The organism is Serratia sp. DFXYC6 (assembly GCF_057196085.1).
This window is the reverse complement of record NZ_JBXUNV010000001.1, coordinates 335338-356373: the sequence shown is the minus strand read 5'-3', so window position 1 is coordinate 356373 and position 21036 is coordinate 335338. Positions and strand designations below refer to the sequence as shown.

Sequence of the window (21036 nt, the reverse complement as noted above, 5' to 3'; positions counted from 1 at the left end):
ATAAAAACGGGCAGGCGCGCAAGCGGCCTGCCCCGGTGAAACCACGCGATGATGAAATTAAATCATCTGGCTGAAGTTCATCTGCGCCATCAGCTTATAGTTGTCGGCGTAGTCGACCGGAATGGCCACCACCACCGGCCCCTGGATCGCCATCGCCTTGCGCAGCATCGGCCGCAGATCGTCCACCGACTGCACGGCGAAACCGACCGCGCCGCAGGATTCCGCATAGGCCTTGAAGTCAATCGGCCCGAACTCCACGCCGGATTTGCGCTGGTATTTGTTCACTTCCTGCATCTCCACCATGTTGTAGGCGTTATCGACCCAGATCACGTGCACGATGTTGTTTTTCAGCCGCACCGCGGTCTCCAGCTCCATGCTCGACTGCATGAAGCCGCCGTCGCCGGAGATCGACACCACCTTGTCGCCGGGGCGCACCAACGCCGCGCCGATGGCCCACGGCAGCGCCACCCCCATGGTTTGCTGGCCGTTGGAGATCAACAGCTGGCGGGCGCGGAAGCTGTAAAGATAGCGGGCGATCCAGATGTGGAAACTGCCCATGTCCACGCACAGCGTCACGTCGTCGCTGACGATGTCCTGCAGCTCCTTGACGATGCGCAGCGGGTGGATCGGCATGCCGCCGCGGCGCGCGGCGCGCTCCGCCAGTTCTGTGCGCTGGCGGCCGAGATCGGTGAGGATCAGCTCCACCTCCGGCGGCACGCAGACCGCCTCATTGAACGTTTCGGTCATCATGTTCAGCGTGGCGCTGATGTTGCCCACCAGTTCGACGTCCGGCCGATAGCAGGTGTCGATATCCGCCGGCAGCACGTCGATGTGCACCAGTTTCAGCCGCCCATGACTGTTCCACATGCAGGGATCGTATTCGATCGGATCATAGCCGACGCTCACCACCAGATCGGCCTTCTGCAACAGCTGATCGGCCGGCTGGTTGTTGAACAGGCCGACGCGGCCGGCGAAGCGGGCGAAGTGGTTGACGTCAATCACCCCCGCCGCCTGATAGGTGCCGACCACCGGCATGTGGGTGCGGTACAGCAGATGGCGCACCGCCTCGCTGTTCTCCGGCCGGCTGGCCTGCAAACCGAGCAGCAATACCGGGCATTTGGCCTGGCGGATCAGCTTCACCGCCGCCTGGATGTCGTCCGCCGCCGCGGCCCCCATGCGCGGCAAGCGGCAGCCGGCCAACACCGGCGCGCTGACCGGTTCATTGACGATATCCATCGGCAGGCTGATGAACGAGGCTCCTGGGCGGCCGAACTCGGCGCGGCGGAAGGCGTTGGCGATCACCTCGGAAATCGCCGAGCCGGCGTGCACTTCGGCGCAATACTTGGTCACCGGCCGGAACATGCTGACGGTATCCATGCTCTGGTGCGTCTGCTTCAGGCTGTCGGCGCGCTTCACCGCCCCGCCGAAGGCCACTACCGCGTCCCCCTCCGAGGTGGCGGTGGCCAGCCCGGTGATCAGGTTGGAGCTGCCCGGCCCGGAGGTGACCAGCGCCACCCCGGCCTTGCCGGTCAGGCGGCCGACCGCCGCCGCCATAAAGGCCGCGTTGGCCTCATGCCGCACCACCACCGTTTCAATCGATGGCGCGTCCTCCAGCGAGTCGAACACCCGGTCGATCTTGGCGCCCGGAATGCCGAAAACGTGTTTGACGCCCTGCGCTTCCAGGTTTTTCACCACCAAGTCGGCGCCGCATTGCCAGTCATTGCCTGTTTTTTCCTGTGCCATGGTTCCACCTCCTAAGAAAACGATCGCCGGGGTTAGCCCTCGGCGGAACGAATCGCACGATCCAAATCCTCTGGGCAGAGGTTGGCGCGCAAGAAATCCGCATCATGCGGCAACTGAAGATTGAGACGGGTGATGACGCCGAACTGCAGGCGGCCATGATCGAGCTGGTAATCCAGCACGTGGCCGCCGCCGCTGCGGTCGTCGGTAACGAAGTGTTCGTGATAGCCGGCCACGCCGATGCCCTGCATGTAATCCGGCGAGCGGAAGCCGACCAGCGTGCCGCGCCGTTGATGAAACGAGAAGGTCGGCTGCTCTTCTATCGCTTCCAGCATCGGGCGATAGGGCCGTTCCTGACGCGGCACGGTGCGGGTTTCCACGTGGCTGAACTCACCGTCGACCCGCACCGCGCAAAACAGGTTCGGCGAGGCGACCTGTTCATCGATGCATTGGTGCAGCTGCGCCTTGGTGATCGGCCGGTCGAACTGCTGGCTGATACTGGGCTGGAAAAAGGTGACGACGGCGAAAGGGGTTTTCTGTTGCAAACCGGCTGGGCGGGCGCTGCCGTCGGCGCGCAGCTGGTGTATTTCCTGGTCGAAAGCGATCAGTTCGCCATCCAGGTGATTGAAGGTGCCGAGGCCGAAATCACCGTGTTTGAGCAACTCGGCAATGGTGGTTTCACCCTCGTAGACCCCGTCGATGAGCGCGCTCATCAGCGAGATTTGATAGATTTCGCCCTCCCCGGCGTTGATCGACTGCCTGGCAAAACCCTGCGCCAAATGGCGCGCACAGGAACACCCGTGTTTTTCGTTCATGACTCACTCCTCCACCAGCGCGGGATCGCGATCCTGCGCGTTCAAAAGACCCACCGACGGTGGGCCAAGATGCCCCCCAAGGCGCGTTCATCAATTGGAACGATTCAGCCTGAGGCGACAAAAAAACCGGCACGGCTGGCCGGCCGATATCCAGAACCCACGGCATGACGTGTGAAAGTAAAGGCTCACTAATCATTAATGCCGAGTCGGATATCAAATTGAACGGTTAATCTGGTGTTGGAGCGACAATCAACTCCGCAGGCGGCTCATGCAGCCTGGGAAAAACATCTGTTATTTAGTGCTAAGCGCCGCCAGGTTTATGCGTTTTCTCTCTATACGGCAGGGATGCAGCGGCGTTGAAGCCCGCCGTCAACCCGCAACCAGAGTAGCCGCAGCGCCGCCGACAAAGAAGCGGGTATTCATAAGAAACGCTTTTGCATATAATGCAAAAATGAATGACGCCCGTTATGTTGAACATCTGCCGATCTTTCTCGACGTGGCCCGCCTGGGCAGCTTTTCCGCCGCCGCTCGCCGGCTGGGCATGGTGCCCTCCTCGCTGGTGCGCCATATCGACGCCTTGGAAAGCGCGCTCGGCGCCACGCTGTTCGTCCGCTCCACCCGTGGGCTGCTGCTGACCGACGCCGGCGAGCTGCTGCTGACGCGCGCCGCCGCGCTGATGACGGACATTACCGGCATTCACGCCGAGCTGAGCGCGTTAAACGAAACGCCGCAAGGCACGCTGCGCATCAGCTGCCTGCCGACCTTCGGCAAAACCTATGTGCTGCCGCTGCTGCCGACGCTGGCGGAACGCTATCCTCAGCTGTCTATCGATCTCGATCTGACCGAACGCCAGACCGATCCGACGCAGGAACGGCTGGACGCCGCCCTCCGCATCGGCGAGCAGAAGGACAGCGCGCTGTACGCCAGCCGCATCGCCACGCAACGCTGGGTGATGTGCGCCAGCCCCGCCTACGTCGCCCGCTATGGCCTGCCGAGCGATCTGGAAGCGTTGCCGCAGCATCGGCTGATCGCCCGCTACCACAAACAGCAGCCGGCCTGCTGGGCGCAGATCCTCGACGCGGCGCTGATGAGCCGCTGCACCATGGCGCTGCGCTGCGACGACTTCACCGCGCAGCGCCAGGCGGCGCTGCTCGGCCTCGGCATTGCCTTCCTGCCCAACTGGGTGGTGGGGCCGGACGTGCAGAATGGGCAACTGGTTCAGATGCTCGAAGATCCGCGCCATGAGCAGCAAGGCATCTATCTGCTGCGCCCGATGGCGAAGGTGTCCGCCCGGCTGGCGGCCTTCACCGCCCTGCTGCAGCAAACCCTCGGTCAGCCGCCCAGCTGGGGGTAAAGCGGTGTCACCCGGTTGTGCAGCGCCGGATTGTCGCTCTCGTCCTTCAGCTCGATGCCGCTCAGCCGCCGCTGGAACGCCTGCTCCAGCAGCCAGGCCAGACGGAACGCTGCCTGCGGGTAATCCAGCCCCTCCGGCCGCACGTTGGAGATGCAGTTACGCTCGGCGTCCGTTCTGCGCGCATTCGGCTCCCAGGTCAAATAAATGCCCAGGCTGTCCGGCGACGACAGCCCCGGCCGTTCGCCGATCAGCACCGCCACCGCCCGGGCCTGCAGGCATTCGCCAATCTCATCCCCCAGCGCCACTCGCGCCTGATGCGCCAACACCACCGGCGCGATCGCCAGCCCCAATGTATCGAGATAGGGCCGCAGCGCCTGCAGCAGCGGCAATGCCTGGCGGTGCACCGCCTTGGAAGAAAGGCCATCCGCCACCACCAGCAGCAGATCGGTCCGGCGCGGCGGCACGCCGAGCAGCAGGCGGCGGCTGTCCGGCGCCAATCGCCGCCCCAGATCCGGACGGCGCAGATAGGCGGCGCGGTCAACGGCCTGGCTGTGCACCGCCAGCGTGGGCCAACCGGCATCGTGCAGATCCGCCGCCAGCCGTTCGCTGTCGAAAGGCTGATGCACCGCGTCGCGCGCCTGGGCATGGGCCAGGCCGAAGCGCAGCAGCTCGTCGGTCGGCAGGCTGGCGCCGGTGCGCCCCAACGCGATGCGCGCGTCGGTAAAGGCGCGCAGCGAGTCCCAACTGTTGACGTGAACCGGTTTGCTCATGTGCGTTCTCCCTGCAGCGCCAGCAACAGCGGGTGATTGGCGGCGGCGTCGCGCAGCCGCCCGCGCTCGTCGGTGATGTTCATCGCCGCCAGCCAGGCGGCGAACTCCGGCGCGTGCTTCAGCCCCAGCAGTTCGCGGATATAGAGCGCGTCGTGGAACGAGGTGCTTTGGTAGTTGAGCATGATGTCGTCCGCGCCCGGCACGCCGATCAGGAACGTCAGCCCGGCGGCGGCCAACAGCGTCAGCAGCGTGTCCATGTCGTCCTGATCGGCTTCGGCATGGTTGGTGTAGCAGACGTCGCAGCCCAGCGGCAGGCCGAGCAGCTTGCCGCAGAAATGATCCTCCAGCCCGGCGCGGATAATTTGTTTGCCGTCATACAGGTATTCGGGGCCGATAAACCCCACCACGGTATTGATCAGCAGCGGCGAGAAATGGCGCGCCACCGCATAGGCGCGCGCCTCACAGGTCTGCTGATCGACGCCGTGATGCGCGTTGGCGGACAGGCAACTGCCCTGCCCGGTTTCGAAATACATCACGTTATCGCCCAGCGTGCCGCGCCTGAGGCTCAGCGCCGCCTGCTGCGCTTCCGCCAGCAGCGCCAGACTGATGCCGAAACCGCGATTGGCCGCTTCGGTACCGGCGATCGACTGAAACACCAGATCCACCGGCGCGCCGCGCTCCATCAGCCGCAGCGTGTTGGTCACGTGGGTCAGCACGCAGGATTGGGTGGGTATGGCGAAGCGCTGGATCACATCGTCCAGCATGTAGTTAAGTTTTTCCAGCAGCGGCAGGCTGTCGCTGGCCGGATTGATGCCGACCACCGCGTCGCCGCTGCCGTACAGCAGACCGTCCAGCATGCTGGCGGCGATGCCCTGCAGGCTGTCGGTCGGGTGATTGGGCTGCAGCCGCACGCTGAGGTGGCCCGGCAGGCCGATGGTATTGCGAAAGCGCGTCACCACCCGGCATTTCTTCGCCACCAGGATCAGATCCTGATTGCGCATGATCTTGCTTACCGCTGCCGCCATCTCCGGCGTAATGCCGGCGGCCACCTGCGCCAGCATGGCGCTGTCCGCCTGCTCGCTCAGCAGCCAGTCGCGAAAATCGCCGACCGTGAGGTGCGAGATGGGCTCAAAGGCGGCGGCGTCGTGGCTGTCGATAATCAGGCGCGTCACCTCGTCCTGTTCGTACGGCACCAGCACCTGCTGCAGGAACGCCTTGAGCGGCACATCCGCCAGCGCGATGCGCGCCGCCATGCGCTCTTCGGCGCTCTCCGCCGCCACCTCCGCCAGATAATCGCCGGAACGCGCCGGCGATGCTTTCGCCATCAGCTGGCGCAGATCGCCAAAGCGATAGCCGCGTTGGCCCACCGTTGCCTGAAACATAGCCCCCTCCCTTGCCCTGCGTGACGAGATAAAAGCCCTGCACCAAGTGTAGTCAGTGGGAAAAGAAAATTATTTTGCACGCGATCGCCGCCATCACGCTTTCCCCCATTTCACCCGTTGCCGCTTCGGGTTACAGTAGCCGCGAAAACAGGAGGGGTGATGGATCCGCAACGGCAAATTATCGACTGGCTGCAACAAGATAACGCGCGCATGGCCGCCCTGCGCACCGTGCGCCGGCTCGGCTTGAATGACTGGTGCCTCGGCGCCGGCTTTGTGCGCAATCTGGTGTGGGATCGGCGCCATGGCTATACGGAGCCCACGCCGCTCAACGATATCGACGTGATCCACTTCGATGCGGAGCGTGCGGACGCTGAGCGCGATCGCATGCTGGAGGTGCGTTTGCAACAGTGGCTGCCGCGACCTTGGTCGGTCAAGAACCAGGCGCGCATGCACCTGCGCGGCGGCCGGGCGCCTTATCGCGACAGCGAAGAGGCCATCAGCTTCTGGACCGAAGTGGAAACGGCGATCGGCGCGCGCCTGAACGCCGACGACAGCATCACGCTGGTGGCCCCCTTCGGGCTCGCGGCGCTATTCGACGACACCATTACCTTTAACGCGAAAAACGGCGATCGCGCGGCCTATGCCCAGCGCGTGCTCGACAAAGGCTGGCTGCAGCGTTGGCCGCGCCTGCGGCAGGTAAAGATTTAGCCGCCGCTGCCGATACCCTGAACAGCGATATACCGACTCAGGGAGAGCATTCATGTCGACCACCATCACCATGATCGTACCGATCAAAAATACCGTTCCCGGCGTCAGCAACGTGTTCAGCGCGCCGGGCCATCAGGGCGAACTGCTGATGGCCAAACCGGTCAACAACCAGCCGCAAGGCGGCAAGATGGAGAAAAACGAACGCGCCAACGGCAATGACGAACCGGTCAACCTCAACGAAAGCCGCGCCTCGGCCCGCATCAAGGCGCTGAACCGGCAGATTCAGTCGCTGCAGCAAAAGTTGGTGGAGCTAAAGGACTCCGACGCCGATCCTAAGGAAATAGAAAAACAGAAGCAGCTGATCGAAGCGCAGATCAAGATGTTGCAGGCCGAGATCTCGCGCATCCAGAAAGAAGAAATGGAAAAGCAGCAGCAGGAGCAGATGGAAAAAACCGCGGCGCAAGCCGGCGACGGCGTAAACCGCCCGACGCCGCTCAACGCGGTGGACGTCTATATCTGAGTCAATATGCCGCGTTTTCCTGCCGGCGCTGGTGCAGCAGCGCCGCCTGCTGACGCGCCACCTGCCAGATGGCCTCCGCCGCCGGCGTCAGCGAGCGGTTCTTGCGCCGCACCAGCATCAACGCGCGGTTGATCTCCGGCACCAGCCGCCGCACCCGGAGCCGCCCCCCTTCCGGCAGCGGCAACGCCAACGCCGGGAAGATGCTGATGCCGATCCCCTCCGCCACCATCGGGAACAGCGTGGCCGGATGGCCGATTTCCTGCACTACCTGCGCCTCCACGCCCTGCTGCCTCAGCGCGCTGTCGATCAACGGCCGGCTGCCCGACGCATAGTCCTGCAACACCAGGCGGCAGCCGTTCAATGCCGACCAACGCACCGCCTGCTGCGCCGCGAACGGATGATCGTCGCGGCACAGCAACAGGAACGGTTCATGCAGCACCGCTTCGCACTCCAGATCCACCGCCTGCACCGGATCAACCACGATGCCGAAATCCACCTCCGCGTTGCGCACACTGTTCAGCACCTGCTGCTGCGCCTGATCGCGCAGCATGATGCGGATCTCCGGGTATTCGCGCTCGCCGGCGGCGATGCACTGCGGCATCAGATGGGCGGAAATGGTTTGGCTCGTCGCCACCCGCACCGTGCCGCTGCGCTGTACGCCAAAGCTGCGCACATCCAGCAGAGTGGTCTGCAGCTCGTCCAGCAACCGTTCGACCCGGTTGGCCAGCCGCAGGCCGGCATCGGTCAACACCACTTCACGCGTGGTGCGATCCAGCAGGCGCACGCCGACCTCCGCTTCCAACTCTTTCACGCTGTGGCTGACCGCCGATTGCGTCAGGCCGATCGCCTCACCGGCGCGGCTGAAGCTGCCGTGGCGGGCGATGGCGACGAACACCCGCAGCTGTTTGAGTGAGTAATTCATGTGTTTTATTCATATATGAATTAAATAAATCAATTTAATTATTATATGTCCGCGCGGGAGAATAGCCCTATTGATTTTCGACCCTGAGCGCACCGCCATGAGATTTCTGCCCGATCGTTTTACCCTGACGCTGATCGCTACCGTGCTGCTGGCGTCGTTCCTGCCGGCGCGCGGCGAGTTCGTCGGCTGGCTCAACGCCCTGACCATCGCCGCCATCGCCCTGCTGTTCTTCATGCACGGCGCCAAGCTGTCGCGCGAGGCCATCCTGGCCGGCAGCAACAACTGGCGGCTGCATCTGTGGGTGATGTTCAGCACCTTCATCATTTTTCCGGCGCTGGGCATGCTGTTCGCCTGGTGGGCGCCGATCGACGTCAGCCCCGAGCTGTATGCCGGTTTCATCTACCTGTGTATCCTGCCGGCCACCGTGCAGTCGGCCATCGCCTTCACCTCGCTGGCGGGCGGCAACGTGGCGGCGGCGGTGTGCAGCGCCTCCGCTTCCAGCCTGCTGGGGATCTTCGTGTCGCCGCTGCTGGTCGGCCTGCTGATGAATGTGCACGGCGATACCGGCAGCCTGCGGCAGGTGGGCTCGATCGTGCTGCAGCTGCTGGTGCCGTTCGTCGCCGGCCACCTGCTGCGGCCGCTGATCGGCGGCTGGATCGAACGCCATCGGCCGCTTATCGGTAAAACCGATCAGACCTCGATTCTGCTGGTGGTGTACGCCGCCTTCAGCGAGGCGGTGACGCACGGCATCTGGCATCAGGTAGGGATGGGCTCACTGGCGTTTATCGTCGGCGGCAGCATCGTGCTGCTGGCTATCGTGCTGGTGGTAAACACTTACATGGCGCGCTGGCTGGGGTTCAGCAAAGCGGACGAGATCACCATCGTATTCTGCGGTTCGAAGAAGAGCCTGGCGAACGGCATTCCGATGGCCAATATCCTGTTCCCGACGGCGACGGTGGGGATCATGGTGCTGCCGCTGATGGTGTTCCATCAGGTGCAGTTGATGACCTGTGCAGTGCTGGCCAAAAGGTATCAGCGCAAGCAGCAGGCGCAACAGGCAGTGCCCAACGCCAACGCGCAGGCGTCGCGCGGGTAAAAAAAAAGACGGGCCGAGGCCCGTCAGTTCAGCTTTTCTTCAACGGCTTGACCAGGTGGTCAAGCCCTTCGATTTTAATCGCCAGCGTCATCTCCATCAGCATGCCGAGCTTGCCTTTGGGGAATTCACCCTTGCGGGCGAACCACAGCAGGTACTCTTCGGGCAGATCGATCAGCACCCGCCCCTGGTACTTGCCGAACGGCATCACGGTATTGGCGATCTCCAGCAGGTTTTCTTTTTCCATCACTCACCCAGCAGGCGGATCATTTCCGCTTCGTCGATCACGGCGATACCCAGCTCCTGCGCCTTCGCCAGCTTGGAACCGGCCGCCTCGCCGGCGATCACCAGGTCGGTTTTCTTCGATACGCTGCCACTGACCTTGGCGCCCAGCGCCGTCAGGCGATCTTTGGCTTCGTCACGCGACAGCTGGCTCAGCGAACCGGTCAGCACCACGGTTTTGCCGGCGAACGGGCTGTCTATCTCTTCCGCCACCACCACCACCGGCGCCGGCCAATGAATGCCGATCTCGGCCCCCACCAGCTCGTTGATGACCTGCTGATTGAGCGCTTCATCGAGGAAGTTGCGGGTGTGTTTGGCCACCACTTCACCGACGTCCGGCACTTCTTTCAACGCCTCGATATCGGCGGCGAACAGCTTCTCCAGCGAACCGAAATGCGCCGCCAGGTTGGCAGCGGTCGCCTCACCGACCTCGCGAATGCCCAGCGCGTACAGGAAGCGGGCGAAGGTAGTCTGCTTGGATTTCTCCAGCGCGTTGACCAGGTTCTGCGCCGATTTCGGCCCCATGCGATCCAGGCCGGTCAGAATGCCGGCGGACAGGCGGAACAGATCGGCCGGATTCTTCACGTACTCCTTGTCCACCAGCTGCTCGATGATCTTGTCGCCCATGCCCTCTACGTCCAGCGCGCGACGGGAAACGAAGTGCTTCAACGCCTCCTTGCGCTGCGCACCGCAGATCAGCCCGCCAGTGCAACGCGCCACGGCCTCGCCTTCCACGCGCTCAACGTCGGAACCGCACACCGGGCAATGCAGCGGGAACACCACTTCGCGCGCATCCTGCGGCCGGCGGTCTTCCAGCACCCCCACCACCTGCGGGATCACGTCGCCGGCGCGGCGCACTATCACCGTATCGCCGATGCGCAGCCCCAGACGCTCGATTTCATCGGCGTTGTGCAAGGTCGCGTTGCTGACGGTCACCCCGGCCACCAGCACCGGCTCAAGGCGCGCCACCGGCGTAATCGCGCCGGTGCGGCCAACCTGAAACTCCACTTCGCGCACCACGGTGATCTGCTCCTGCGCCGGGAATTTGAACGCCGTCGCCCAGCGCGGCGCACGCGCCACGAAGCCCAGCGTTTCCTGCAGATCGATGTCGTCAATCTTGATCACCACGCCGTCAATATCGAAACCGAGCTGTGCGCGGTCCCGCTCGACCTGGCGATAGAACGCCAGCACTTCCTCGCTGCCGGTGCGGCGCTGGGCGCGATCGCTGACCGGCAGGCCCCAGGCCTTGAACTGCATCAGGCGCTCAAAGTGGCTGCGCGGCAGCTCGCCGCCTTCCAGCAGGCCAACGCCATAGCAGAAGAAGGTCAGCGGGCGTTTGGCGGTAATGCGCGGATCGAGCTGGCGCAGCGAGCCGGCGGCGGCGTTGCGCGGGTTGGCGAATACCTTGCCGTCTTTGCGCCGGGCTTCTTCGTTCATCTGTTCAAACCCGGCCTGCGGCATGAACACTTCGCCACGCACTTCCAGCCGGCGCGGGATGTTGTCGCCGGTCAGGCGCAGCGGGATGGCTCGAATGGTGCGCACGTTGGTAGTGATGTTCTCGCCGGTGGTGCCGTCGCCGCGCGTCGCCGCGCGCACCAGCTCGCCGTCTTCATACAGCAGGCTGACCGCCAGGCCGTCCAGCTTCAGCTCGCAGCAGAAGGTCAGCGGATCGCTGCTTTTGAGCCTGTCCTGCACGCGCTTGTAAAACGCCAGGAAGCTCTCTTCGTCAAACACGTTGTCCAGCGACAGCATCGGCACTTCGTGACGCACCTGGTCGAACGCCGCCAGCGGCGCCGCGCCCACGCGCTGGGTCGGCGAATCGGCGGTGATCAGCTCCGGATGCGCGCTCTCCAGCTCGCGCAGCTCGCGCATCAGGCGGTCATATTCCGCATCCGGCACTTCCGGCGCATCCAGCACATGATACTGGTATTCATGATGGCGCAGTGTGGCTCGTAGTTGATTGATTTGTTGGATTATCGATTCCATGGCTCACCATCAAAGATAAAAAACCCCCGGCTAGCGGGGGCTTTGTTGTTACGGATGTTCAGTGCGCGCGGCAATCCGGTCAGGCGTTGTTTTCCAACACTTCACGGATACGCGCTTTGTAGGTTTCCAGCTTCTGCGGCGTCATCATGCGACGCTCGTCGTCCAGCACCACGCCGCCCACGTCGTCGGCGATGCGCTGTGCCGACTGCAGCATCAGCTTGAAGTTCTGATTGGCGTCGCCGTAAGACGGCACCATCATGAACATCGACACGCCCGGTGTGGAGAAGTCGGACATCATGTCAGGATCGAACGACCCCGGCTTGACCATGTTCGCCAGGCTGAACAGCACCGGGCCGCTGCCGGCCGGGCTGATATGGCGGTGGAAGATGCCCATCTCGCCAAACTGGAAGCCCGCCTGCAACACGCTCTGCAGCAGCACTTCGCCGCCGATTACGCCGCCCTGATGGGCCGCGACGTGCAGCACCAGCACGGTCTCTTTCAGCTTGGCCTGAATTGGCGCAGCCGCCGGCTGTTGTGGCTGTGGCGCAGGCTCCTGCGCCGGCTTCACTTCCGGCGCGGGCTGCACAGGGGCCGGCTCGGCGTGGAATGCCGGTTCAGCCCCCTGCGGCGCCTCATGTTCATGCGGCAGATCGTCGACGCGCGGCTCACGGCGCGCGGCCGGTTGCGGTTGCTGCGGTTCGGCCGGTTCTTCGTCCGGCGCGTAGTTGTTCAGCAGGATGTCATCGTACTCCGGCCGCTGAGACAGCGGAGGCGGCGTCTGATGAGCAGTCGGCTGAACGGCGCGGGGCGCAGGCGCAGCCGCCGGAGCGGGCTTCGGCGCGGCCACGGGTTCTTCGCGTGCGGCATCGAAATGGCCGAATGACGGCTCGTCTTGCGGGTGAGCGGCGCGTACGCGCACCTCACCGACGCCTTCTTCGAGATCGTCGATCGGAGTTTGTTCACGTTCCTTTTGGGAACGTTTGGCTGGGCGATCGCGGAAGAGCGCTGACCGTTCTTTGCGACTGGTCCACAGACCGTGCAATAACAGCGCTATTATGGCGATCGCGCCAACAACGATTAATATCAGACGCAAATCCTGCATCATTGCTATCTCTGTTGTTCCAATACATTGCCACCGCGGCAAACATTCACTCTTTAACTCTATTTGCCCGCGCACACAAGTGCAAGTCCGTGCTGAACTTTATGCCAATAAAGATGATTATACTGCCTTTTTCTGCTGGTTTTTCAGCCAACCCTACCCTAGCCAGTGGAAAATCATCCCTATATGATAATGATGCCTGTTCAGACAACGAGATAACTTAAGATATGTCCTATACGCAGCCCTCTCCCCGATCGACCAGCGGCATTCACTATTTCGCCGAAGGCTGGCGTCTGATTTCGCGCCCGGGGATTAAACGCTATGTGGTTCTGCCGTTGCTGGTCAACGTGCTGCTGATGGGTTCCGCTTTCTGGTGGCTGTTCAGCCGCCTCGGCGACTGGATCCCGGCGATGATGAGCCACGTTCCCGACTGGCTGCAATGGTTGAGCTACCTGCTGTGGCCGCTGGCGGTCATTTCGGTGCTGCTGGTGTTCAGCTATCTGTTCAGCACCCTCACCAATCTTATTGCCGCGCCGTTCTGCGGCCTGCTGGCCGAACAGCTCGAAGGCAGCCTGACCGGCAAACCGCTGCCGGACACCGGCCTGCTCGGCATCGCCAAAGATCTGCCGCGCATCATGGCGCGCGAATGGCGCAAGCTGATGTATTACCTGCCGCGCGCGCTGCTGCTGCTGGCGCTGTACTTCGTGCCCGGCATCGGTCAAACGGTGGCGCCGGTGCTGTGGTTCCTGTTCAGCGCCTGGATGCTGGCGATCCAGTATTGCGACTATCCGTTCGACAACCACAAGGTGAGCTTTGCCGATATGCGCCGCGCACTGCGCCAGCACAAAACCGACAACCTGCAGTTCGGCGCGCTGGTCAGCCTGTTCACCATGATCCCGATCCTCAACCTGGTGATCCTGCCGGTCGCCGTCTGCGGCGCCACCGCGATGTGGGTCGATCGCTACCGCTCGCAATTCGTCCGATAACCGCCGTTTTTTTCCGCCGATAGCGCGGAAATTTTCGACAGGGCGCGCATTTCGCGCCCTTATCATTGTGCTTAAAACTTATTTCCTAATAACATATAGATATACCAATTCTTTACTTCCCTGCCGGTACTGTTAGCGTATGCTTTCGATGTTCCCCACATTTTCATAGAGTTAAAGGACGGGCTATGAGCAAGATATATGAAGACAACTCATTAACAATCGGCCATACGCCGCTGGTTCGTCTGAACCGTATCGGCAACGGACGCATTCTGGCCAAGGTTGAATCACGCAACCCGAGCTTCAGCGTCAAATGCCGCATCGGTGCCAATATGATTTGGGATGCGGAACAACGCGGCGTGCTGACCGCCGGTAAAGAACTGGTGGAGCCGACCAGCGGCAACACCGGCATCGCGCTGGCCTTCGTGGCCGCCGCGCGCGGTTACAAGCTGACGCTGACCATGCCGGAAACCATGAGCATCGAGCGCCGCAAGCTGCTCAAGGCGCTGGGCGCCAACCTGGTGCTGACCGAAGGGGCGAAAGGCATGAAGGGCGCCATCGCCAAGGCGGAAGAGATCGTCGCCACCGATCCGAACCGTTACCTGATCCTGCAACAGTTCAGCAACCCGGCCAACCCGGCCATCCATGAAAAAACCACCGGCCCGGAAATCTGGGAAGACACCGACGGGGAAGTCGACGTGTTCATCTCCGGCGTCGGCACCGGCGGCACGCTGACCGGCGTTAGCCGCTACATCAAAAACACCAAAGGCAAAGCCATCACCACCGTGGCGGTAGAGCCGACCGACTCGCCGGTCATCAGCCAGGCGCTGGCCGGTGAAGAGCTGAAGCCGGGCCCGCACAAGATCCAGGGCATCGGCGCCGGCTTCATTCCGGGCAACCTCGATCTGGATCTGGTGGATCGCGTCGAGAAAGTCTCCAACGACGAAGCCATCAGCATGGCGCGACGCCTGATGGACGAAGAAGGCATCCTGGCGGGCATCTCCTCCGGCGCAGCGGTCGCGGCGGCGGTGAAACTGGCCGAAGAACCGGCGTTCGCCGACAAGACTATCGTGGTCATCCTGCCCTCTTCCGGCGAACGTTATCTCAGCACCGCGCTGTTCGCCGATCTGTTCACCGAGCAGGAATTGCAGCAGTAATTCCGCCACTGCACAAATCGCTAAAAAAGCACCCTGTAGGGTGCTTTTTTGTGGACTGGATCAAACTTTATAGCAGTCCAAGATTGCTTTTGCCCGTCGCCTTTAGTATTTAACGGTGCATTATTTCGATGCGCAAAATTAATCACTCTCCGAGCCCGGTCGAGGCTGAATCGATTTACTCATCTGTCGCCGACGCGGCGAATCGGGCATAATGGGGAGCGGATTGGAACGACGTCTAAAGCCGAGTTTTTTGATCTGAAGTGCCTAACGCGTCGTTTTCTGTTGCATCAACGTTCGCCCCTGTCCATAGTCAGGCGCTATAACCAGACAAGTTAAAGTCAGCCCCCTGGGCTAAACTTTAACTCCACAACATTAATCCAATAAGTTGGGGAAACATCAATGTTCCAGCAAGAAGTTACTATTACCGCTCCGAATGGTCTGCATACTCGCCCTGCCGCTCAGTTCGTTAAAGAAGCCAAAGGCTTCACGTCTGACATCACCGTGACCTCCAACGGCAAAAGCGCCAGCGCTAAAAGCCTGTTCAAACTGCAAACTCTGGGGCTGACTCAAGGGACCGTAGTGACCATCTCCGCTGAAGGTGAAGACGAGCAGAAAGCCGTTGAGCACTTGGTAAAACTGATGGCAGAGCTTGAGTAATCGGCCCGTCTTTTTAGTTAACACCAGTCAAGAGTAAGGTAGGGTTATGATTTCAGGCATTTTAGTATCACCGGGCATCGCTTTTGGTAAGGCTCTCTTGCTGAAAGAAGACGACATCGTCATCAACCGGAAGAAAATCTCTGCTGATCAAGTAGAGCAGGAAGTCTCGCGTTTTCTGGCCGGCCGCGCGAAAGCGTCCGAACAGCTGGAAGCGATCAAGACCAAAGCTGGCGAAACCTTCGGCGAAGAGAAGGAAGCTATCTTCGAAGGCCACATCATGTTGCTGGAAGACGAAGAGCTTGAGCAGGAAATCATAGCCCTAATCAAAGACGATCTGGCCTCCGCTGACGCCGCCGCCTACACCGTGATCGAAGGTCAGGCGAAAGCGCTGGAAGAGCTGGACGACGAATACCTGAAAGAACGCGCCGCCGACGTGCGCGACATCGGCAAGCGCCTGCTGCAGAACATTCTGGGCATGCCGATCGTCGATCTGGGCTCCATTCAGGACGAAGTGATCCTGGTGGCCACCGATCTGACCCCGTCCGAGACCGCGCAGCTGAACCTGGACAAAGTGCTGGGCTTCATCACCGACCTCGGCGGCCGTACCTCCCACACCTCCATCATGGCGCGCTCCCTGGAGCTGCCGGCGATCGTCGGTACCAGCGACGTGACCAAGCAGGTGAAAAACGACGACTACCTGATTCTGGACGCGGTTAACAACAAAATTTACGTTAACCCGACCGCTGACGTTATCGATCAGCTGAAAGCCGCCCAGAACCAATACATCACCGAGAAAAACGATCTGGCCAAGCTGAAGGACCTGCCGGCGATTACGCTGGACGGCCATCAGGTTGAAGTCTGCGCCAACATCGGCACCGTGCGCGACGTCGCAGGTGCAGAGCGCAACGGCGCGGAAGGCGTCGGCCTGTATCGTACCGAGTTCCTGTTCATGGACCGCGACTCGCTGCCGACCGAAGACGAGCAGTTCCAGGCTTATAAAGCCGTGGCGGAAGCCATGGGCTCGCAGGCGGTGATCGTCCGCACCATGGACATCGGCGGCGACAAAGACCTGCCGTACATGAACCTGCCGAAGGAAGAGAACCCGTTCCTCGGCTGGCGCGCCATCCGCATCGCGATGGACCGCCGTGAAATCCTGCACGCCCAGCTGCGCGCCATCCTGCGTGCCTCGGCGTTCGGCAAACTGCGCATCATGTTCCCGATGATCATCTCCGTGGAAGAAGTGCGCGATCTGAAAGGCGAAATCGAGACGCTGAAGGCGCAGCTGCGCGAAGAAGGCAAGGCGTTTGACGAGAGCATCGAAGTGGGCGTGATGGTGGAAACACCGGCCGCGGCGGTCATTGCTCACCACCTGGCGAAAGAAGTCGACTTCTTTAGTATTGGGACAAACGATCTAACCCAGTATACTCTGGCGGTAGATCGCGGCAACGAGCTGATTTCTCATCTCTATAACCCGATGTCCCCATCAGTGCTTGGCCTGATCAAACAGGTTATTGATGCATCTCACGCGGAAGGCAAGTGGACCGGCATGTGCGGCGAACTGGCTGGTGATGAGCGTGCTACACTGTTGTTATTGGGCATGGGGCTGGATGAGTTCAGCATGAGTGCGATTTCAATCCCGCGCATCAAGAAAATTATTCGTAACACGAATTTCGAAGATGTGAAGGCGTTGGCAGCGCAGGCCTTGGCACAGCCAACGGCACAAGACCTGATGAATTGCGTCAATAAATTCATCGAAGAAAAAACGCTCTGCTAAACTTCCACGACACTGGAACGCCGCCCAATTTAATGCTTAGGAGAAGATCATGGGTTTGTTCGATAAACTGAAATCTCTGGTTTCTGATGACAAGAAAGACACGGGCACTATCGAGATCGTCGCTCCCCTTTCTGGCGAAATCGTCAATATCGAAGATGTGCCGGACGTAGTGTTCGCTGAAAAAATCGTTGGCGACGGTATCGCCATCAAACCGGCCGGCAACAAAATGGTTGCTCCGGTTGACGGCACCATCGGTAAGATTTTCGAAACCAACCATGCATTCTCTATCGAATCCGACAGCGGCATTGAGCTGTTCGTCCACTTCGGCATCGATACCGTAGAACTGAAAGGCGAAGGCTTCAAACGCATCGCCGAAGAAGGCCAGCGCGTCAAGAAAGGCGACGTCGTTATCGAGTTCAACCTGCCTCTGCTGGAAGAGAAAGCCAAGTCGACCCTGACGCCGGTCGTTATCTCCAACATGGACGAGATCAAAGAGCTGATCAAACTGTCCGGCAGCGTAACCGTTGGCGAAACCCCGATCATCCGCATCAAGAAGTAATCGAAGTTATCGCGAATGAGCAGTAAAAAACGGCGCCCTCGGCGCCGTTTTTTTATCCCTTCAGGGTATCCCCATCTCGCTGCGTCATGACGACCAGCGCGGCACGCGCAGAGTGATGATCAGCCCCTCTTTGTCGCCGTTGCGAGCCTCAACCTGGCCGCCGTGCGCCAGCACCACCTTGCGGGTAATCGCCAGCCCCAGGCCGTAGCCCTTGCCCGACAGCGCCGATTTCACGCGTACGAAAGGATCGAAGATGCTCGACAGCTTCGACTCCTCGACGCCCGGCCCCTGATCGCTGACGGCGATCTGAAACTGATTGTCGACGCGCGACAGCGCTACCGTCACCCGCTGGCCGTGGCTGGAGAAGCGCAACGCATTACGCACGACGTTATCCACCGCACGCCGCATCAGCTCCGCATTGCCCTTGACGGTGTACTCCACGTCCGATTCGGCCTGCAGCACGATATCCACGCCGGGCACCTGCGCCTCGTAGCGCGCATCGCTCACCACCGCGTCCACCAGGCCGTACAGATCGAAATACTCTTCGTCCGGCAGGCTGCTGTGTTCGGTACGCGACAGCGCCAGCAGCTCGCCGATCATTTTGTCCAACCGCCCCGACTCATGTTCGATGCGCTTCAGCGAGGTTTCGACGTTGCCGGCATTCTGCCGCGCCAGACCGATGGCCAACTGCAGGCGCGCCAACGGTGAACGCAGTTCGTGCGAGACATCGTGCAACAGCTGCTCGCGGGCGCTGACCAGCAGCTCCAGCCGCTCGGCCATGGTATCGAAATCGCGCGCCACGTCAGATAGTTCGTCATGACGCCGCCGCATATTCGGGTACAGCCGCACCGACAGATCGCCCTGCGCCACCCGATCCAGGCCGCCGCGCAGCTGGCGCATCGGCCGGGTCAGGTTCCAGGCCAGCACGGCGCTGAACAGCAAACCGCCCAGCCCGCCGACCCACAGCATCGGCGCAGGAATGTTGAAGAAGTGGGAACGCCGCTCCGGCCGATACTCTTCCCGCAGCCCGCGCACGTTATAACTCAGCCAGTAACCCTGCCCTTCTCCGGTCTGCACCCAGGCGGAAATCGCTTTCGGCATCCGTCGCCCTTCAAACACCGGTTCTTCCGGCTCAGGCGGCGGTTGGGTCATCGGCGTAACGGACAGCAGACGCCGATCGTCCTCCGGCCAGTCGCGCATCAGGGCTTCCAGCGCCGGCATGCCGCCACTGCGCAACTGGGTGGCGGCGGAGGTCAGCTGCAGGCCTATCGCCCGCCGCGCCATGGAATTCTCCGGCGGCACATAGCGGTCGCCATAAAGAGAAAACGCCACCCACAAGGCCTGCGTCATGATGAGAAAGGTCAGCCAAAAGCCGAGCAAAATTTTCCAGAACAGTCTTCCGCGCATGTCTGGTTACCGTATGCGATAGCCGATGCTGCGCACCGTCTCGATGCTCAGCTTACTGCCGGCCAGCGCGCTCAACTTCTGGCGGATATTGCTGATATGCACGTCCACGCTGCGATCATAGGCCTCGCGCGGGCGCCCCAGCCCCTTCTCGGACAGTTCGTCCTTCGACACCACGCGGTCCGGCGCGCGCAGCAACAGCTCCAACAGATTGAATTCCGAAGCGGTCAGATCAAACGCCTTACCGCGCCATTCGCTGCTGCGGGTTGAAGGGTTCAGCGTCAGCTCGCCGAAGCTGATGGCGGCTTCGTCGTCCGCCTCTTGCGGCCGCTCTTCGAAACGGCGCAGCACCGCGCGCAGACGCGCCACCAATTCGCGCGGGTAGCACGGTTTGGGCATGTAATCGTCGGCGCCCATCTCCAGGCCAATCACCCGATCGATGTTGTCGCCTTTGGCGGTCAGCATAATGATCGGCAGCCGGCTCTTTTTACGCACGTCGCGCAGCACGTCGATGCCGCTCATGTCCGGCAGCATGATGTCGAGGATCATCGCGGTATAATCGCCCGACAGCGCGCCCTCTACCCCCGCCTTGCCGGTCAGCACCAGCGTGGCGTCGAAACCTTCGCCCGTCAGGTACTCGCTCAGCATGGTGCCAAGCTCCAGGTCATCGTCGACCAGTAAAATTTTCATGCCTTGCTCCTTCACCGATTTTCGTTATTTTCCCGCCAATTCCGCCGGCCCGCAGCCGGTTTTACTCAATCCTTACACATCGCTCTTGGCGTCTCGCCACCGTTAGTGTGGCCGCTGTCGCGCGATCTCTCTACTTCAGTCAGGGGATTGGCGCACGAGCAAGTGGCAGCTACCACGCAAGCGAGGCTGCCGTCTGTCGGAAGGAAAGGGGGAAAGATTCTCCCGACGGAACATACCGCCGGGAAGGAACGGTCAGTCGAACACGCCGGTGGAGAGGTAACGGTCGCCGCGATCGCAGACGATCGCCACCACCACGCTGCCGGGATTAGCCGCCGCGACGCGCAGGGCGCCGGCCACCGCACCGCCGGAGCTGACGCCGCAGAAAATGCCTTCACGCTGCGCCAGCTGGCGCATGGTCTGCTCGGCATCGCGCTGCTCGATATCCAACACCTGATCCACCAGCTCCGGGCGGAAAATACCCGGCAGGTAAGCGGGCGCCCAACGGCGAATGCCGGGGATGCTGCTGCCTTCCGCCGGCTGCAGGCCAATGATCTGCACCTGCGGATTCTGGCTCTTCAGGTAACCGCCCACGCCGGTAATGGTGCCGGTGGTGCCCATGCTGGAAACGAAGTGCGTGATGCGCCCTTCGGTCTGGCGCCAGATCTCCGGGCCGGTGGTGGTGAAGTGGGCATAGGGATTGTCGAAATTGTTAAACTGATCCAGCACTTTGCCCTGCCCCTGGCGCTGCATCTCCAGCGCCAGATCGCGCGCCCCTTCCATCCCCTGCTCACGGCTGACCAGGATCAGTTCCGCACCGTAGGCGCGCATCGCCGCCTGCCGCTCCAGGCTCATGTTCTCCGGCATCAGCAGCTTCAGCGCATAACCTTTCAATGCAGCGATCATCGCCAGTGCAATGCCGGTGTTGCCGCTGGTAGCCTCGATCAGCACGTCGCCGGGCTTGATCTCACCGCGCAGCTCCGCCTGCTGGATCATCGCCAACGCGGCGCGATCCTTCACCGATCCCGCCGGGTTATTGCCTTCCAGTTTGACCCATACCTCGCTGCCCGCCTGGGCGGCCAGCCGTTGCAGTTGTACCAGCGGGGTATTCCCGATGCATTGTTCGAGCGTTGTCACGATCTTT

At 61.7% G+C, this 21036-nt stretch carries 20 protein-coding genes; 9 read left to right on the top strand and 11 right to left on the bottom strand.

The window, feature by feature from the left end; genetic code table 11:
* Window positions 1-57: 57 nt before the first annotated feature.
* On the bottom strand, window positions 58-1743 hold the full coding sequence (gene alsS / locus AC2CGQ_RS01825) for an acetolactate synthase AlsS (RefSeq protein WP_033632440.1): 1686 nt from the start codon (window positions 1741-1743) through the stop codon (window positions 58-60).
* A 32-nt stretch (window positions 1744-1775) separates the two neighbouring features.
* Window positions 1776-2555, bottom strand: coding sequence for an acetolactate decarboxylase (budA, locus tag AC2CGQ_RS01820; RefSeq protein WP_004936416.1), 780 nt, complete (start codon window positions 2553-2555; stop codon window positions 1776-1778).
* Between the two features lie 451 nt (window positions 2556-3006).
* Between budA and AC2CGQ_RS01815 the strand changes: the two genes are divergently transcribed.
* Entirely contained in the window at window positions 3007-3909 is a 903-nt protein-coding gene (locus AC2CGQ_RS01815) for a LysR family transcriptional regulator (protein WP_048324636.1), read from the top strand.
* On the opposite strand, the gene eutC is transcribed toward AC2CGQ_RS01815, so the two are convergent.
* Both eutC and AC2CGQ_RS01805 read right to left on the bottom strand, forming a co-directional pair.
* Window positions 3888-4679 (bottom strand): ethanolamine ammonia-lyase subunit EutC, encoded by a 792-nt coding sequence (gene eutC, locus AC2CGQ_RS01810; protein ID WP_484593435.1) that lies wholly within the window; start codon window positions 4677-4679, stop codon window positions 3888-3890. The genes AC2CGQ_RS01815 and eutC overlap by 22 nt on opposite strands.
* On the bottom strand, window positions 4676-6061 hold the full coding sequence (locus AC2CGQ_RS01805; RefSeq protein WP_004936427.1) for an ethanolamine ammonia-lyase subunit EutB: 1386 nt from the start codon (window positions 6059-6061) through the stop codon (window positions 4676-4678). The genes eutC and AC2CGQ_RS01805 overlap by 4 nt, the downstream gene beginning before the upstream one ends.
* Window positions 6062-6220: 159 nt before the next feature.
* On the opposite strand from AC2CGQ_RS01805, the gene AC2CGQ_RS01800 reads away from it, so the two are divergent.
* A complete protein-coding gene (locus AC2CGQ_RS01800; protein WP_015378665.1) occupies window positions 6221-6769 on the top strand; it encodes a nucleotidyltransferase family protein in 549 nt (182 codons plus the stop codon).
* Between the two features lie 52 nt (window positions 6770-6821).
* Entirely contained in the window at window positions 6822-7289 is a 468-nt protein-coding gene (locus AC2CGQ_RS01795) for a FlxA-like family protein (RefSeq protein WP_484593434.1), read from the top strand.
* Window position 7290: 1 nt separating this feature from the next.
* Here the strand turns inward: AC2CGQ_RS01795 and AC2CGQ_RS01790 are convergent, their stop codons facing one another.
* Complete coding sequence (locus tag AC2CGQ_RS01790; protein ID WP_484593433.1) at window positions 7291-8211, bottom strand: LysR family transcriptional regulator; 921 nt, start codon at window positions 8209-8211, stop codon at window positions 7291-7293.
* A gap of 97 nt (window positions 8212-8308) precedes the next feature.
* Here AC2CGQ_RS01790 and AC2CGQ_RS01785 point away from each other — a divergent pair, with 97 nt between their 5' ends.
* Window positions 8309-9307 (top strand): bile acid:sodium symporter family protein, encoded by a 999-nt coding sequence (locus AC2CGQ_RS01785; RefSeq protein WP_484593432.1) that lies wholly within the window; start codon window positions 8309-8311, stop codon window positions 9305-9307.
* 28 nt (window positions 9308-9335) lie between these two features.
* Here the strand turns inward: AC2CGQ_RS01785 and AC2CGQ_RS01780 are convergent, their stop codons facing one another.
* From AC2CGQ_RS01780 to zipA, 3 genes are all read right to left on the bottom strand, one after another.
* A complete protein-coding gene (locus AC2CGQ_RS01780; RefSeq protein ID WP_004936441.1) occupies window positions 9336-9551 on the bottom strand; it encodes a DUF3820 family protein in 216 nt (71 codons plus the stop codon).
* Window positions 9551-11572, bottom strand: coding sequence for an NAD-dependent DNA ligase LigA (ligA, locus tag AC2CGQ_RS01775; protein WP_484593431.1), 2022 nt, complete (start codon window positions 11570-11572; stop codon window positions 9551-9553). The genes AC2CGQ_RS01780 and ligA overlap by 1 nt, the downstream gene beginning before the upstream one ends.
* A gap of 79 nt (window positions 11573-11651) precedes the next feature.
* A complete protein-coding gene (gene zipA / locus AC2CGQ_RS01770; RefSeq protein ID WP_021505621.1) occupies window positions 11652-12677 on the bottom strand; it encodes a cell division protein ZipA in 1026 nt (341 codons plus the stop codon).
* A gap of 221 nt (window positions 12678-12898) precedes the next feature.
* Here zipA and cysZ point away from each other — a divergent pair, with 221 nt between their 5' ends.
* From cysZ to crr, 5 genes are all read left to right on the top strand, one after another.
* Complete coding sequence (gene cysZ, locus AC2CGQ_RS01765) at window positions 12899-13657, top strand: sulfate transporter CysZ (protein WP_015378670.1); 759 nt, start codon at window positions 12899-12901, stop codon at window positions 13655-13657.
* 185 nt (window positions 13658-13842) lie between these two features.
* Window positions 13843-14811: a cysteine synthase A gene (gene cysK / locus AC2CGQ_RS01760; protein WP_004936453.1), complete on the top strand. Its 969-nt coding sequence runs from the start codon at window positions 13843-13845 to the stop codon at window positions 14809-14811.
* A gap of 399 nt (window positions 14812-15210) precedes the next feature.
* Window positions 15211-15468 carry a phosphocarrier protein Hpr gene (gene ptsH, locus AC2CGQ_RS01755; protein ID WP_004936458.1) on the top strand — a complete coding sequence of 86 codons (258 nt, stop codon included), beginning with the start codon at window positions 15211-15213 and terminating at the stop codon, window positions 15466-15468.
* A gap of 46 nt (window positions 15469-15514) precedes the next feature.
* Window positions 15515-17242 (top strand): phosphoenolpyruvate-protein phosphotransferase PtsI, encoded by a 1728-nt coding sequence (ptsI, locus tag AC2CGQ_RS01750; protein ID WP_015378671.1) that lies wholly within the window; start codon window positions 15515-15517, stop codon window positions 17240-17242.
* 49 nt (window positions 17243-17291) lie between these two features.
* A complete protein-coding gene (gene crr, locus AC2CGQ_RS01745; RefSeq protein WP_004936467.1) occupies window positions 17292-17801 on the top strand; it encodes a PTS glucose transporter subunit IIA in 510 nt (169 codons plus the stop codon).
* An 84-nt stretch (window positions 17802-17885) separates the two neighbouring features.
* Here crr and AC2CGQ_RS01740 read toward each other — a convergent pair whose 3' ends face one another.
* The 3 genes from AC2CGQ_RS01740 to cysM all read right to left on the bottom strand — a co-directional run bounded on the left by AC2CGQ_RS01740 (window position 17886) and on the right by cysM (window position 21029).
* Window positions 17886-19208, bottom strand: a complete 1323-nt coding sequence (locus AC2CGQ_RS01740) for an ATP-binding protein (RefSeq protein ID WP_031300569.1) — start codon at window positions 19206-19208, stop codon at window positions 17886-17888.
* A gap of 6 nt (window positions 19209-19214) precedes the next feature.
* Window positions 19215-19895, bottom strand: a complete 681-nt coding sequence (locus AC2CGQ_RS01735; RefSeq protein ID WP_025303784.1) for a response regulator transcription factor — start codon at window positions 19893-19895, stop codon at window positions 19215-19217.
* Window positions 19896-20147: 252 nt separating this feature from the next.
* Entirely contained in the window at window positions 20148-21029 is an 882-nt protein-coding gene (gene cysM / locus AC2CGQ_RS01730) for a cysteine synthase CysM (protein ID WP_004936477.1), read from the bottom strand.
* Window positions 21030-21036: the final 7 nt, after the last annotated feature.

Coding starts and splice junctions, on each gene's coding strand:
- alsS (WP_033632440.1), bottom strand. CDS start 1,743: ATGGCACAGGAAAAAACAGGCAATGACTGGCAATGCGGCGCCGACTTG.
- budA (WP_004936416.1), bottom strand. CDS start 2,555: ATGAACGAAAAACACGGGTGTTCCTGTGCGCGCCATTTGGCGCAGGGT.
- AC2CGQ_RS01815 (WP_048324636.1), top strand. CDS start 3,007: ATGAATGACGCCCGTTATGTTGAACATCTGCCGATCTTTCTCGACGTG.
- eutC (WP_484593435.1), bottom strand. CDS start 4,679: ATGAGCAAACCGGTTCACGTCAACAGTTGGGACTCGCTGCGCGCCTTT.
- AC2CGQ_RS01805 (WP_004936427.1), bottom strand. CDS start 6,061: ATGTTTCAGGCAACGGTGGGCCAACGCGGCTATCGCTTTGGCGATCTG.
- AC2CGQ_RS01800 (WP_015378665.1), top strand. CDS start 6,221: ATGGATCCGCAACGGCAAATTATCGACTGGCTGCAACAAGATAACGCG.
- AC2CGQ_RS01795 (WP_484593434.1), top strand. CDS start 6,822: ATGTCGACCACCATCACCATGATCGTACCGATCAAAAATACCGTTCCC.
- AC2CGQ_RS01790 (WP_484593433.1), bottom strand. CDS start 8,211: ATGAATTACTCACTCAAACAGCTGCGGGTGTTCGTCGCCATCGCCCGC.
- AC2CGQ_RS01785 (WP_484593432.1), top strand. CDS start 8,309: ATGAGATTTCTGCCCGATCGTTTTACCCTGACGCTGATCGCTACCGTG.
- AC2CGQ_RS01780 (WP_004936441.1), bottom strand. CDS start 9,551: ATGGAAAAAGAAAACCTGCTGGAGATCGCCAATACCGTGATGCCGTTC.
- ligA (WP_484593431.1), bottom strand. CDS start 11,572: ATGGAATCGATAATCCAACAAATCAATCAACTACGAGCCACACTGCGC.
- zipA (WP_021505621.1), bottom strand. CDS start 12,677: ATGATGCAGGATTTGCGTCTGATATTAATCGTTGTTGGCGCGATCGCC.
- cysZ (WP_015378670.1), top strand. CDS start 12,899: ATGTCCTATACGCAGCCCTCTCCCCGATCGACCAGCGGCATTCACTAT.
- cysK (WP_004936453.1), top strand. CDS start 13,843: ATGAGCAAGATATATGAAGACAACTCATTAACAATCGGCCATACGCCG.
- ptsH (WP_004936458.1), top strand. CDS start 15,211: ATGTTCCAGCAAGAAGTTACTATTACCGCTCCGAATGGTCTGCATACT.
- ptsI (WP_015378671.1), top strand. CDS start 15,515: ATGATTTCAGGCATTTTAGTATCACCGGGCATCGCTTTTGGTAAGGCT.
- crr (WP_004936467.1), top strand. CDS start 17,292: ATGGGTTTGTTCGATAAACTGAAATCTCTGGTTTCTGATGACAAGAAA.
- AC2CGQ_RS01740 (WP_031300569.1), bottom strand. CDS start 19,208: ATGCGCGGAAGACTGTTCTGGAAAATTTTGCTCGGCTTTTGGCTGACC.
- AC2CGQ_RS01735 (WP_025303784.1), bottom strand. CDS start 19,895: ATGAAAATTTTACTGGTCGACGATGACCTGGAGCTTGGCACCATGCTG.